At 36.3% G+C, this 14816-nt stretch carries 13 protein-coding genes; 3 read left to right on the top strand and 10 right to left on the bottom strand.

Annotated features, from left to right (window positions below):
* Positions 1 to 209: 209 nt before the first annotated feature.
* The 3 genes from KEM10_RS03400 to KEM10_RS03390 form a co-directional block, all read right to left on the bottom strand.
* Complete coding sequence (locus KEM10_RS03400; protein ID WP_212213495.1) at positions 210 to 548, bottom strand: heavy-metal-associated domain-containing protein; 339 nt, start codon at positions 546 to 548, stop codon at positions 210 to 212.
* Between the two features lie 22 nt (positions 549 to 570).
* The gene (locus KEM10_RS03395; protein WP_212213492.1) at positions 571 to 2808 is read right to left on the bottom strand and encodes a TonB-dependent receptor plug domain-containing protein; all 2238 of its coding nucleotides are present in this window, start codon (positions 2806 to 2808) and stop codon (positions 571 to 573) included.
* A gap of 89 nt (positions 2809 to 2897) precedes the next feature.
* Positions 2898 to 3362, bottom strand: coding sequence for a hypothetical protein (locus KEM10_RS03390; protein ID WP_212213489.1), 465 nt, complete (start codon positions 3360 to 3362; stop codon positions 2898 to 2900).
* A 287-nt stretch (positions 3363 to 3649) separates the two neighbouring features.
* Here KEM10_RS03390 and KEM10_RS03385 point away from each other — a divergent pair, with 287 nt between their 5' ends.
* Positions 3650 to 4828 carry a hypothetical protein gene (locus tag KEM10_RS03385; RefSeq protein WP_212213485.1) on the top strand — a complete coding sequence of 393 codons (1179 nt, stop codon included), beginning with the start codon at positions 3650 to 3652 and terminating at the stop codon, positions 4826 to 4828.
* Positions 4829 to 4872: 44 nt separating this feature from the next.
* On the opposite strand, the gene KEM10_RS03380 is transcribed toward KEM10_RS03385, so the two are convergent.
* Complete coding sequence (locus KEM10_RS03380; RefSeq protein WP_212213483.1) at positions 4873 to 5670, bottom strand: patatin-like phospholipase family protein; 798 nt, start codon at positions 5668 to 5670, stop codon at positions 4873 to 4875.
* An 18-nt stretch (positions 5671 to 5688) separates the two neighbouring features.
* Positions 5689 to 6402, bottom strand: coding sequence for a phosphatase PAP2 family protein (locus tag KEM10_RS03375; RefSeq protein ID WP_212213481.1), 714 nt, complete (start codon positions 6400 to 6402; stop codon positions 5689 to 5691).
* 450 nt (positions 6403 to 6852) lie between these two features.
* Here KEM10_RS03375 and KEM10_RS03370 point away from each other — a divergent pair, with 450 nt between their 5' ends.
* Positions 6853 to 8190, top strand: a complete 1338-nt coding sequence (locus KEM10_RS03370) for a glycoside hydrolase family 1 protein (RefSeq protein WP_212213480.1) — start codon at positions 6853 to 6855, stop codon at positions 8188 to 8190.
* 70 nt (positions 8191 to 8260) lie between these two features.
* Here the strand turns inward: KEM10_RS03370 and KEM10_RS03365 are convergent, their stop codons facing one another.
* From KEM10_RS03365 to KEM10_RS03345, 5 genes are all read right to left on the bottom strand, one after another.
* Entirely contained in the window at positions 8261 to 8452 is a 192-nt protein-coding gene (locus KEM10_RS03365) for a sporulation protein Cse60 (RefSeq protein WP_212213478.1), read from the bottom strand.
* Between the two features lie 101 nt (positions 8453 to 8553).
* On the bottom strand, positions 8554 to 9570 hold the full coding sequence (locus tag KEM10_RS03360) for a tetratricopeptide repeat protein (protein WP_212213477.1): 1017 nt from the start codon (positions 9568 to 9570) through the stop codon (positions 8554 to 8556).
* Between the two features lie 105 nt (positions 9571 to 9675).
* The gene (locus KEM10_RS03355; RefSeq protein WP_212213475.1) at positions 9676 to 10689 is read right to left on the bottom strand and encodes a DUF4837 family protein; all 1014 of its coding nucleotides are present in this window, start codon (positions 10687 to 10689) and stop codon (positions 9676 to 9678) included.
* A 143-nt stretch (positions 10690 to 10832) separates the two neighbouring features.
* Positions 10833 to 11513: an energy transducer TonB gene (locus tag KEM10_RS03350; protein ID WP_212213472.1), complete on the bottom strand. Its 681-nt coding sequence runs from the start codon at positions 11511 to 11513 to the stop codon at positions 10833 to 10835.
* A gap of 396 nt (positions 11514 to 11909) precedes the next feature.
* Positions 11910 to 12593: an energy transducer TonB gene (locus tag KEM10_RS03345; protein WP_212213471.1), complete on the bottom strand. Its 684-nt coding sequence runs from the start codon at positions 12591 to 12593 to the stop codon at positions 11910 to 11912.
* A 316-nt stretch (positions 12594 to 12909) separates the two neighbouring features.
* On the opposite strand from KEM10_RS03345, the gene KEM10_RS03340 reads away from it, so the two are divergent.
* Complete coding sequence (locus tag KEM10_RS03340; RefSeq protein ID WP_212213469.1) at positions 12910 to 14694, top strand: sigma-54 interaction domain-containing protein; 1785 nt, start codon at positions 12910 to 12912, stop codon at positions 14692 to 14694.
* Positions 14695 to 14816: the final 122 nt, after the last annotated feature.

Genomic DNA, 14816 nt, shown 5'->3' with positions numbered 1-14816 from the left:
TTTGGAACGTCCAAATCAAAAACCAATCTTTTTGAAGGTAAGGTATGTTAATTTGTGTTTCGGGATTAAACACGAGGTGGTTAGGGGCAAAAATAAAATGGACTTTTTTAAGAATCACTTACAATAAGAAATTCCACCACCTAAGAAAACAATAAAGACTATCCGCTGAGAATAGTCTTTACCTTTATTTGGCATCAGAAAATGCTTTATTAATGCTTGTGGTTATGATGATCGTTACCAGCACTATCAGCCTTGTGATCTTCTTCTTTTATTTCCACAGCTTTATATCCCAATTCTTCAAATGCTTTTTTCAATGCTTCTTTATTAGTCTTATCCTCTCTGTAATTGACAGTAACTTTTTGCCCTTCCAGATCAACCTTTAATCCTTTAACACCTTTCTCGAAAGGTATATTCTTATTGATTTTTTTTACACAGCCCTGACAATCCATTTCTACTTTAAATATAACTTCAGCTGTTTTTTTCTTATCCTTGGCATTAATATTAAATACCATCATTGCCATAAATACAATTACGAGTAACTTTTTCATTGTTATTGTTTTTATTTTATACCTATTCATCTCTATCAATAAAGAATCTCATTCCAAAATATATTCTTCGACCAAGTACTGGCCCCCAGGTTAATGAACTATCAAACTCATTACCAAAAGGATTATCACCAGCAATAATCGGGTTAGCCTGAGTGAAATTTGCCAGATTCTCAGCTCCTACATACACATTCCACTTTCTGAAAAACTTAGTTACCTGAGCATTCATAATCTGATAAGAATCGAACGAATCAGGGCGTTGGTTTCCTATGGAGTTTTCCTGAGTAGAAGGCACACGACCTCCTCCATTCATTTGTAATGTATAGTCAAACTGCCACTTTTTGAGCGGTGTGGCATAGGAAAGAGTAACCAATCCTTTGTAATCACTTATCAATGGACGTTTCATCAACTGGCCGTGGTAAGTAGTTTTTACATCGTTATATCGAAAAGCTCCAACCACATCCAATCCTTTTAATAATTCGTATTTTGCTTCGACCTGAAAATTATTGGCATACGAATCTCCATCCAGATTATAGAAACTTATGGAACGTGCGCTTATATCAGCATCAGCCACCAACTGATTAATAAAGTCGGTTCGATAATACTCCATATTAATAGTGAGCTCTTTTCCGTTTACAGGAATGTATTGAGTAACATTCGCTCCATAATTCCAGGCTTCTTCCATCTCGATGTCATCAGTAATATATATGTCGCGCGAACTAGCCAGCAGGTAACTATTCTCAGCTAGCACATTGGGGCTTCTGAAACCTTTACCTGCCGATGCTCTAAGAATTGTATTAGGCGTTATATTATACTTCAGATGTAATCGTGGAGTAAAAAGAGTTCCGTATAAGTTATGAAAATCTGATCGCACACCTGCAATCAATGTAAATTTCTCGGGCAATACATATGTATACTGAAAATATAAACCAGGTACCGATTCGCGTCGCGAATAATTAGTCATCAGTTCTGGATGTTGAAAATCTATTAACAAATCTTCGTCGAAATCATCCATTTGATACGACATACCGGTACTGAACTTATTATTCTCATTGCCTAAATACGATTGAAAAATCAGATTAAAGTACAAGGAGGTTTGAGCTGCATCATAAGTTTTAAGTCCATAAAACGAATTTTGGTCGTGCTTTGAGGCATTGGCAACAATAGCCAGACTGGTAAAGTCATCATCAAAAACATATCCTGATTTAAAGAAACCTTCCAATCTTTTGGTATCGATATTTATACCATACAAATCTGCCGACGGTACATCATCATCAAAATCCATCTGCCCCCCTAAACGTTCCTCTCCAATATATTTGAATCCTAACTGAGTAACCCATCCTTTTTTGTTATTATACTCCCACCGGTTCATCACATTCACCTGATTCAGCAGTGGCTCATCTCTAAATCCGTCATCATTCAAATCATTAGATATCATATCTTTTGAATAATGTGCCAGGACGGCCGTTTTTAGTTTATCATTAATATGGATAGAACCATGTGTATTGACCTCGGCACGTCCCATGTCTGTGCCAAACAAATTGAGATAAAACTTCTCGGCATTAACAGGCTTTTTATACTCTACATTAATCTGTCCTGTCAAGGCTTCGTATCCGTTAATTACACTTGATGTTCCTTTCGAAATTTGAATACCATCCATCCACGGACCAGGGATGTAAGTTAATCCGTAAGGAGTAGCCAAACCTCTGAAGTTGGGGATGTTCTCCGTCATCATTTGCACATAATTACCCGACAATCCTAAAAGCTGAATCTGCTTGGCCCCCGTTGCGGCATCGGAATAAGCCACATCAACCGATGCATTGGTTTCGAAACTCTCGCTAAGATTACAGCAAGCCGCTTTACACAACTCCTCACCAGTAACTTTAACTGTTGACATCGGATCAATGCGCGAGATATGAGTACCTGCCTTTCTTCCCGATACCTGAATTTCATCTAGCTCCTGGTCAGGTTGCAAAATAACCTCTACATAATCTCGACTAACGACATCTACTGTATCTGAAATATAACCTATATAACTAATTACCAATTGCCCTTTACCATTGACATACGGTAGGCTAAAGCTTCCATCTGCTTGTGTAATAGTTCCATTCTGAGTATTTAACCAATACACATTTGCTCCCACTAACTCAACAATACCATCTTTCTCCTTTGCGTTTACACTTCCTTTTAAAACATCAGAAACTTGTGCAAAAACACTACAAGAGAAGATGAGAGCCAACAGTCCCAATCTTATTCTTAACATGTTATTTGAAAATTATAAATACTTCAATTAATTTTTATTAATCTACCTTGCTGACTTCTAAATCTTAAAGTCAAATCTTTCTGAAGTATCTATAAAAGAAAAACGCAATTCTCCTCTAACGTTGGTTCGTCAGGCTCGTAGAGAACTACATTGTGGAAATTTCTATTTGAATGGTTAGTAACAAAATCAACTAAAACATTATCATCATACGTTGTGTAAGGTAAATGAAACATTGCAACCTTTAACTCTAACGACGAACTGATAATACTGTTTTCAAATGTTATTCTTTTTATATCCTCTTTACATGAAGTAGAAATATGACAACAGTCTCCAGGGTTTTGAAGGTGATAACTCTCGTGCTCGTCATTCGCCGAACAGCAAATGTGCTCGTGGTGATGATGCTCGATATGGAAATCGGAGAATGCAGTAATTAATTCGTTTGATTGACAGGTGTAGCAATGATGCTGAATAATACTATATCCAATCAATGATGGTAGCATTGTTAACAACAATGCCCAACCCATTACCTGATATTTTATTTTTCTGCTTTTCATAGCTCTTAGTCGACAACAAAAGAATAAATAATATCAGGTATTTACAAGGCTATATCAACTTTTAACATGGTAATAACAGTTAACTTCCCTAAAAATGAAGAAATTAATTTGTTTGCAAACGAAGTATAACAGCTACGTTATTGCTCAAAATCCCGACACTCAAATTCGCCAGTGTTCTGGTATTCATGCACACCATTTTACAGACAGGCTCTATTTCATCAAGTAAGCTTTATTATTTTTTATGCATGGTAGAGTTTTCTTGCAGGTACTATTTACCTTTGTACGCAATGAACTCAATATATATTTATAATCCTACCTGCGACATGGCAGTTGAAAATGGCACATTAAGCTATATGCCATCAACCCTACTCAGGAAATTTGAAGAAGATATCTCACCATTAGTATCATTGATGGCTTCGGCAAAGGATATATTAATAACCAATAATCAATCCTATACTGAATTTGTAGATTTCTGGAATGAAGCAGGATTTGAACAACCCACCTATATTAATTGGGAATCTATAAAGACTCTGAACAAAGATTACAACGTTTCTCCATGGGGCTGGAGTCCGGTAATTGCTCATCGATTAAGACAATTCGGAATAGAATATGATTTTAAACTGCCTGCAACACGACAATTATTCAGCAGACAAACCAGTTTGGATATAATAACTGAGTATATTCATCAACCCGCACCACAATACCCCATAAACTTTGTGCCAAAGTCTCCTATTAAAGTTGATAACATCTTAAAAGTCGAAGAATTATTAAAGCAGCATACTAAAGGTATTATTCTCAAAACTCTTTACAGTTCTTCGGGCAGAGGTTTGCTATTTATCAAGCAAAAAAAAGAAATTACTCAGAATAGGAATTGGATAGAAGCTAAAATTAAAGCCCATGGCTATGTTATTGCCGAGCCGATTTATAATAAAATACAGGATGCTTCGCTGCAGTTTGTAATTGAGAACAGCGAATATCAGTTTTTAGGCCTAAACTATTTCGACTCTGATGGTAAAGGAAAATTTGCCAAGGAACACATTGGAATTCCCGAAAACATAAAAGTGTTACTTCCTGAAAATGACGAATGGATTCAAGAAGCTGCTGATAGAGTAATTGCTTCAATGCAAGCATTAGATCTGCATAAGAAATATTCGGGCCCCGTTGGAGTGGATGCTATTTTTTTATTTGAGGATGATGAAAATGTACGATTTCACCCGATAATAGAGGCCAACCTCCGCTGCAATATGGGTTTGATTAACATGAAACTTAAAGATCGTATTGCCAAAAATAGTACTGGTTTCTGGCAAATTGATACATTCAAACCTGGAAAAGCCAGAGAATTCTTTACTCAACAAATGAAAGAATATCCACTAAAGATGAAGGATGGAAAGATTGTTGAAGGATTTATTCCCCTTAGTTCGTTTGGCCCCAATCAGCAATTTGCTGCCTGGGGAATTATTAAATAGACAATTAGAATTCTAGACTCTTAGACGATAGACTAAATGGGAGATTAATGACTTTGTAATTCGGGCACAATATACTGCTCAACACTTTTTTTGGCTTTCTTATAACCAATCTCCACTAGCTCATCTACTTTATCGTATTCCCACGATGAGAATTTTCGCAACTTTCTTGGTTCAATATAAAAATCGCAATAATTACGACTTAACTTAACATTTTGCTCCAAAGCCAAAGAGAAAGATCGCTCAGCTATAGCTCGTGCTCCTTTTACCTCATCAACAATACCGTTATGATTAACATTTACACCAATCACCCTATCGCAACGCCCTAACAAACACTCTGCAGGTAAGTTATTGAATAATCCGCCATCAATATATGTTTGACCATTGATATGCTGAGCCGGGAAAACAAAAGGAATGGATGCCGAGGCAATTACATACTCAAACAAATTAGGACCTCTACTAATTACTTCAACACGCGCAGTATTAAGATTAGATACAGCCACAAAAAACTTTTTTTTGAGCACTGAAAAATTATTCTCTTCAATCTTATTCTCAAATATTTCTTTTAATGGCTTAAGATTAAATAATCCAGCTCCCTTCAAATTAATTCCCAATATCTTATAAAACTTTTCTTCGCGAAGAATGGTATGCATCTCATCGGGGGAAAATCCTGCCGTATAAAACAAACCTACAATAGCTCCCATACTGGTGCCGGAAACAACTTCGGGGTAAATTCCATTCTCTTCCAAAGCCTTTAACACTCCAATGTGAGCAATGCCACGAGCGGCACCTCCACTTAGGGCAATGCCTACTTTGAATTCTTCTATCGATTTAAGCTGTTTCATTGTTGAGTTATTTATTTCTCAAAAATAGAAAATGATTCCATTTGACGCTACCTGCAATTTACTTTTTGGGTGATGTGTAAATATCCATCCACTGATAAGTCCCAAACCTCCACCGATAACCACATCCGAAAACCAGTGTTTGTTTTTATATATCCGTGCAAAAGCAACGGAGGCCGGCACCACATACAACCATCGACTATAAGTTTCGGCAAAGGGAGTAAAAGCCGCAAAGGCAAGTGAGGTATGGCCTGATGGCAACGATTTATAATGATCCTCGTTATCGAATGGATAAAACGAATAAGCTCCCTCATCCATAAAAGGACGTGCCCGACCAGCCGAGATTTTAATTACTTCGGTAGAAACAGCTGTAACTGCTATTGATTTTATTGCATTCCACGAAGTTTGGCGTAGCTTATCATCTTTAAAAACATAACCAGCTCCCCAGCTTAATCCAACCGCTGGCACAATAAACATTTTCTCACCAAAAACATTGGCTCCATTAGCAAAACCATCGGCAAATCCATTCTGATTATTTTGCAAAAAACGCTGCATAGATTCATCCAATGCAAAAGCCAGAACCGCGCTAGCTCCAACAATGGCCGATATTTTAGTAACATTTTTTCTGTAATAAATCAGATCCGACTCATAATTGCGTTTACTATTTTCCGGTCTGACCTGCGCTATACTATTCAAACTGAATAATACCAATACGAATAACAGCATTTGCTTCATAGCGCTAAGATAAGGTTTTAACACAATCTTATGTTTATTCTGATTATCCATTTAATTATTCCTTTTTGATTTTTGCAGTTGACGAAAGGTAAGCTCCTGTCTACCTCAAGTAAGATGCTGACAGTCTCAGGTACGCATCTGTCAGTGTAAATGTATTCATCTGCCTGTATCTGGCAACAAGCTGACACAGTAAGGTAAGCTCCTGTCTACATCAAGTATGACGCTGACAGTCTCAAGTAGGCATCTGTCAGTGTAAATGTATTCATCTGCCTGTATCTGGCAACAAGCTGACACTGTAAGGTAAGCTCCTGCCTACCTCAAGTATGACGCTGACAGTCTCAGGTACGCATCTGTCAGTGAAAAGTGTACTCCTGCCAATCTCATTCTTAATAATGAATTAACCTCATAGATGATCCATTCGAGTATTTTCGCTGTTTTGATATAATAAGAATGAAGAAAAAGGATTTCGGAGATGATTTTCAATGGGGAACAACAATAAGTGCATTTCAAAACGAAGGTTGCTCAGATGCTGATGGCAAAGGTTCTTCCATTTGGGACACCTTTACTTCGGATCCCAACAACATCAATAATAATGATGTAATCGGAGAAACCTCTTCGTTTTATACACTTTACGAACAGGATATTGCCACTGCCAAATCTTTAGGGCTGAATGTTTTTCGCTTTTCGATTAGTTGGCCGCGCATTATACCCGACGGAACGGGAGCGGTAAATTTGGACGGATTGGAGTTTTATCATAAAGTTATTGACATCTGTTTGAATTATGGATTAACACCTTACATCACCTTATATCACTGGGATTTACCTCAGGCAATTGAAAATAAAGGTGGCTGGACTAACCGAAATATTATTGAGTGGTTTGGTAGATATGTTAAGATATGTATTAACGAGTTTAAATACAAAGTGAGCAATTGGATTGTAATGAATGAACCCATGACATTTGTTGGATTAGGACATTTTATGGGTTATCATGCACCAGAAAGAAAAGGCGTGGCTACCTTTTTAAAAGCCGCCCATCATGTTGTGTTAAGTATTGCCGATGGAGGAAGAACCATACGAAAACTGCAGCCAGATTCTAATATTGGAATTGCTCTCTCATGTTCCTATGTCAAACCGCTTAACAAGCTCCCTAAACACAAAAGAGCTGCTAAACGTATTGAAGCCTTACTAAATCGATTCTTTCTGGAGCCTTTATTGGGAATGGGCTATCCTACCGATGTAATGCCGGTTTTAAATACTATCCGAACTTTTTTTAAACGAGGTGATGATGAAAAGATGGCTTTTGATTTCGACTTTATTGGCATTCAATATTATTTTAGGGTAGTTGCTAAGCATAGTCTGACCCCACCTGTTTTATTTGCCAACGAGGTGCATCCTACTCAGCGAAAAGCTAATTTAAATGCTATGAATCTGGATGTATACCCCAAAGGTTTATACCCTTTGCTTAAATTTTACAATTCGTATCCTCAAATAAAAAAAATCATCATAACCGAAAGTGGTGTTTGCTACCCTGATTTTTTAGTTGCCGGACATGTGCATGATGCCAGACGAATGAAGTATCATCAAAAGATATTAAAACAGGTTAGAAAAGCTCAAGACAAAAACATTCCTGTGAAGGGATATTTTGTTTGGACCTTGGTTGATAACTTCGAATGGAAAGAAGGTTTTGAACCTCGTTTTGGTTTGGTTCACAATGATTTTGAAACACAAAAGCGCACTATTAAAGATTCTGGTTTATGGTTTCAACAATTCCTGACATCCAAACAATAAAAAGAGGCAACCAGAATCTGATTACCTCTTATATTTTAACTTGCTCACATAAAAATCGTCAAGTAAAATTTTATTTCTTATAAATAAGCAATGCTGAATATACAGTTACTGTTTGATCTGAGTGTCCGTTAAATTTAATGTCAATCAACTGATCGGTAGTTATTCCTTCCTTCACAATGAATTTGTTGATTTGGTCGTCCAATGATTCATCAAAATCATCCGTACCAGTATATTGAAAATGCTTAGTAATAATATTGCTCATAAATTCATCAATTAAAATTCAACAATTATTTACTTCTACTACGAGCAGCCTGCATTTTAGATACACAAAAATCGTTATTTTTTGACCAAAGTATTCAGAGCTTATTGCTGTAGCTCCATCCATTCCATAAACTCCGAAAAAGGACCATTATTTTCGGTTAACCATGCCAATACTTTTTCTTTATAAACACAATTACTTATATAATACGAATACACATATTCATGTTCGTTATGAGTAAGAAGGTTAAAAAAATCAATATAAGTAATAGCAAAAAAATCAAGCTCTTCTACCTTCACTTCTTTCATCAGAGTAAATAAATCCTGAGTTTGATCTGCCATTCTTTTTAAACCTTCCGATTCATTTTTCTCTTCATCCATCATATAGGTTGCAGCTATAGTACCAACACCAAGCTCCAGAGCCGACATTCCCGCATTTGAACCATTTAATCCTACTGAAATAGCAATTGAATTTCCTTTGTGCATGGCTGAATGCGTCCATATATTTTGCAATTGATTGTAGGCATCTATACTTCTTTTACTGTCTTGTTCAAACAATAAAAAATAGTAAAGAGGTAACATACTTTTTAATCGTTCGCCTTTAACCTGCATAATAGAAGATAACAAAAGATGACTACTCATATGTAGTTTGTTCAACTGAATAGCTTTTTCCACACACTTTTCAGCTTCTTCTATTTGGTCTATTTTGTAATAAACAAGTGCCAGATTATAATGTAACAGGTACTCATTTGGATGTTCTTTTAATATTTTTTTATAGAATCGTATGGCGCCTTTGGTTTTACCGTTATAATCAAGAGCTGCTCCATATATGAGACAAGATTCTAAATAATAGGCCGACTTTTCTTTTATCACCTCAAAACTATAATAGATAGCATCATCCCAATTCTCTAATTGTAAATAAGCATAGGCCATTTCATATTTGGCTCTCAGGTTATTTTTATCTTTTGCTAATGCTTGATTATATTTGGTGAGTGCATCGTTGTACAAACCATGACTTTGTAATACAACGCCTTGTTCTATTAAGTTATCAACCTCTTCCTGCTGAGCAAAGGCAGAGCAGAATATCATCCAACCCAAAACTATTAAAGAAAATTTTTTCATGATGTAAGTATATGGTTTTCTTACATCTATTTCAATAAATAACACTTAAGATTAAGATATTTTAACAACCTCCTTTTTCGAATCAATTGTACATATATTTTGAATTTATACTGGCATAAATGTTTTTAGAACCGCTTCCACTTCACGAACAAAAACTGCTTTATTGGGCTTAGCGGGAGCGTACACATAACCTTCGAGCATAATTAGCTGATTGTTTTCAAAATCAACATAAAAATAATCTACAAAAGGACCACCCATAAAATCACCTTGTACTTTCCACAAACCTCTTAATTCAGTCCATCTTCGGCCGGCAAATTTACTTTTTCTCACTTGTACCGGAAATTCTTCTTCTGTTGTCATAAATGATCCGGGATATTCTCCGGGAACCTGTTCGTATAGCAACTTGTTTCGTAATTCAAGTAAAGCATTAGCATTTGTATCTTCAATAGAATCGAGTGAAAACTGATAAACAAAAACTCCCAGATGGCTATCTAATCTTTCGTTTACAATCCAGGTAAAGTTGTTGTCTTTCTTTTTAAGTTGATATCCTTTGGGGAAATGTAGACTAAAAGGATATTGGTTTTTTACCAGATTTACAACCGATGGTTCAAACACTCTATTGTATGAATTAACCAAAGCATCAATATCACCATTATAAAAAAAGCTTTTTATTTTGGGCCATTTTTGAACGAACAGATTTTCCAGATCTTTAGCATCTTTAGCTATTACCTCGGCTACTTGCTGATGTAAAGCCCATTCATTTCGTCTAAATTCAACTTTATTAGTTGAGACGTCGGGTCTGATAGAAACCAATAATATATTTCGGTATGTTCGAAAATGGCGTTGAAAGTCTGAAAATTCAATTCTGGTTCTTTTAAACATGGTTTCAGCCTGTGGTAAGGCAGGAAAAATATCTTCGAGCAAAACATCTATTGTATTGCCCACCTTTGAGTTCCAGTTATCATTATTTATTACTAACAAAACCTCTCCGGGAGCACCTAAAGGTCTTGGTTTAATATTACTAACTGTATTTTTACACGATACTGCTACAAACACCGAAGTGAAAAAAATAGCAATAGAAAGCAAGATTAAATTAGATTTTGAAAGATAATTACGCATGATTGAAGAGATTAAAAGTACCGCACAAGGAATCCTTTTTATGTGTTGCTATCACTTTAGGCACGGATTATTAATAAACTTATTATCCTTGTACGGTACTTGATTATATATAGGTTAAGGAATAGCTGAAGAAAGACATTCAACTATTGTAATTTAAAGTTTACAGGAACGGTATACGATACCTTAACAGGTTTTCCACCTTGCCTACCCGGTTTCCAGGCTGGCATGTTTTGAACTACTCTAATAGCTTCTTTCGATAAATTTGCATCAGGGCTTCGAAGAACCTTAACATCGGTAACACTACCATCCTTATCCACAACAAACCCAACGTACACTCTTCCTTCAATTCCTAATTCTGCACAAATAACCGGAAACCTGATATTTTCAGCAAAATACTTCATCAGGCCCTTCATTCCTCCGGGAGGTTCAGGCATTCTCTCTACAAAGATGTAAACCGAATTATCTTCAACAGGCTCGTCTGGTAGTTCAGGAATGTCAACCGGAACCTCGGGCCAATCTTCTGATGAAAAGTTCATCTCCCCGGCATTCGGATCATTATTATTTGTTTCTTTAATAATAGGTTCCAAAATCTTTTGTGGCTGAACTGGCTGGGGCTGTTTTTCTTCTAGTTTTATGTTCTCTGGTAAAATCAAGTCTTCTTCGTATGGATCTATTTGCCCAGCCAAATCTTCAGGAACTAAGACTTCTTCTGTGCTCCATTCAAATGCAGCAAGCGAAGCTGCCAAAGCAACAATTAAACCTATTTGAAAAAACATGGAACGCTTGCGTTCTAAATCGGCGTGTTTATATTTTTTTACTTTCATAATGCGAAGGTTTAAGAGTTAATAATGTTTCTGTCTTTCTTAAATCAATGCTTGTACCAGAACAGAATCCGTTCTTGAATACAACTACCTAAACAACTTCATACACCCTGTATACATGCACTTTATATTCATTTATATTTTATTTTGAGTATTTTTTAGTTGCAAACAAAAGTCTATTCACCCGCCCAATTGGGCGCTTTTATTACATCATTTTTATCCGGGTGATTAGAATCGCCCACTAACAATAAGACACAAAAAAGCCAGTGAGTCCTGATTGATCGACTTAAATCGGAAGTTTGCAGGGTCATTCAGGACAGACCGGCTTTTTGTTTTCTGAAAAAAACGAGATCGTTATCTCATTGAAAAATTAAGGAACAACAGTAATAATCTAATTAATTATTGTAATCTAAATCGTACGGGTACACTGTAAGTTACTTTTACAGGTCTCCCACACTGTTTACCGGGCTTCCAGTCAGGCATTAGCTTCACAACTCTTACCGCTTCTCTTTCTAAGTTGGCATCGCGTGCACTAGTTGCTTTTACATTGCTAACCTTACCTTTTTCGTCTATTACAAAGGATACTGTAACCATACCTTGTATGCCATTTTCCTGACAAATAACCGGGTACTTAACGTTTTTGGCCAAGAACTTCAATAAAGCTTGTTCGCCACCCGGAAATTCCGGTTTATCCTCTAATATGAAAAAAGGTATCGGATCTCCCGATTCTTCTTCGGATGAATCAAACTGACTAAGGTCGACTTCCAGTTCCTGATCCATTTCTGTATCTTCAATATCCAACTCTTCATCCAATTCCACATCATCATCAACTATCTCAATTATATCAGACATTTTTGGTGGTGGAGGTGGTGGAGGTGGTTTTACCTCTTCTTGTCGGGTAATAGGAGGAGCTTCTTCTTCAAGCACTTCTTCCTCTATCCATCCCGTATCGGCAGTTACCACATCAGAAGTTGTCCATTCAAATGCTACAAAAACGGCACTTAAGGTGACAATTAAACCTATCTGAAAAAACATGGACCTTTTTCGTTCGAGGTCAGCCTTTTTACTTTTTTTTACTTCCATAGGCAAATGATTTAAAGGTTATTATTTGCATCACTTGCGTAATATTTTAATTACTCCTGGCTCAATATCCCCAAGAAATGATGCGTTCATTTACTTATATCCAATTGCTGTACCAGTCCATCATCCCCAAATAAAACAGGCCCCACACATACTCCCTTTTAATCTATAATACTGCACCTTACAACATCTCAACAAAAATTTACAACTACTTTTTTCATTTCTGATGTACAGGAATCAATCCGCCCAATTGGGCGCAAACAATAGGGCGTTTTCGAAAAATGAGTACTTTTGTATGAGATCTAATTAGCTGTTATATATGCCGGAAGTAAAAGCGAACAATAGTCAGGATAGCGGATTACATTTGTTACATCAGGTTCTTGATGATTTTTCCGGTAGCATGAAAAACACCTTTTTTTATTTAGTTGCAGTGAATCGACAAAATATAATTGCAGCTTCTTATTCAAGTCAGAAAAATTCGGATTTAAATTTAACTAAGGGTAGAAACTGGAATCAGTTTGAGCAAAAAATCGATTGGAATGATTCGCCTCATCACAAAGGAATTGTTACCACAATTACAGCAGCATATAATATTATTAGTTGTCACCAACAAGATCATGAAGTACCTTTTAGTGTTTATTTAATTTCATCTCTTGATATTGACTTTACCTGGTTAAATTTTGCCAGTGCTGCTATTGAAAAGGCTATTCATGCTGAATTTCATGATGCAACCATGCAGCAAAAGATAGAAGACACCAATCAGTATACTTTTGCCATGATGAATGCTTTGCGTATTGGTATTTTATCAGTTAATACTAATGGTGAGATTCTTTATGCCAATAATTTAGCCTGCCGTTGGGTCAATATCAGACGAAGAGATTTGCTGACCATACCTATTCAAAAATTAGTATCGCAATGGAAAAATATTTTTAAGGTAGTTAGTTCCGGAGAAAAGTTTGTTAATGAAGAAGTAGCTATATCTACATCCGATGGCATAGCAAAATATAATGTCAGCGTTAGTCCGATTATGAATCAGGCACAATCAAAATTGATTGGTTTGGTACTGACTATTCGCAAGCTTGAAAATGTATATAACCTTGTTAACAAATATACCGGAATGCAGGCCCGGTTTACGTTTAACGATATTATTGCCAAAAGCAAGGTGATGCGTAAATTGGTTGAATATGCTAAAAATATAGCCAATAGTCCTTCAACCGTTTTAATTGAAGCGGAAAGCGGAACCGGTAAGGAAGTTTTTGCACAGAGTATGCATAATGCAAGCAGTAGAAAAGACCATGGATTTGTGGCTATTAACTGCGCTGCCATCAGCGAAAGCTTAATTGAAAGTGAGTTATTTGGTTACGACGACGGAGCTTTTACAGGAGCTAAAAAAGGAGGTCATCCCGGAAAGTTTGAGTTGGCAAATGGAGGTACTTTATTCCTGGATGAAATTGGTGATATGAAACCAGAACTGCAGGTAAAGCTATTACGAGCTATTCAGGAAAATGCCATTACGCGATTGGGAGGAAATAAAAACAGACCTGTTGATGTTCGGATTATTGCGGCTACCAATAAAAATTTAAAGAAAGAAGTGGAAGAAGGCCGGTTTAGATTGGACTTGTATTACAGGCTAAGCGTTATTCCTTTACGCATCCCTTCATTATCGGAACGGATGGAAGACTTACCCTCGCTCATACGTTTCTTTCTGAATAAAAAATCAATACATCTTCAAAAGAATGTTCCACAACTAAAGTATTCAACCCTACAACAGTTTCTTAATTATAACTGGCCAGGTAATATCAGAGAACTGGAGAATGCCATTGAGCAATATGTCAATTTAGACGGTAACATTGAGTTTGATCAATTAACATTGAACCAAAAGAAAGTTCAATCAGACGAACTTTATGTGTCTGATGATGATTCAAAATCGACTCTTTTAGGAACAGTTAAGGAAATGGAACGGCAGTTAATTACAAATACCTTAACGCATTTTAATTATAATGTTACTAAATCTGCAGAATCATTAGGAATCAGCAGAAACACATTGTATTTAAAAGCTAAATCATACAATATTCCCCTCGTCAAAGAGCGTCCTATTATCTGACATTGTCCTATATTAGTACGTTATTGATATTTATTTGTCCTACTTTAGGACATTATTACAGATATCATTTTTAGCAGCTCCACCTTAGCATTTCTTTTCTCCTTGATGTACTGATCATTACA

It is taken from the genome of Carboxylicivirga linearis (genome assembly GCF_018271995.1).
Classification (GTDB): Bacteria; Bacteroidota; Bacteroidia; order Bacteroidales; family Marinilabiliaceae; genus Carboxylicivirga; species Carboxylicivirga linearis.
The sequence above is the reverse complement of the archived record's forward strand: the minus strand, read 5'-3'. Positions and strand labels throughout refer to the sequence as shown.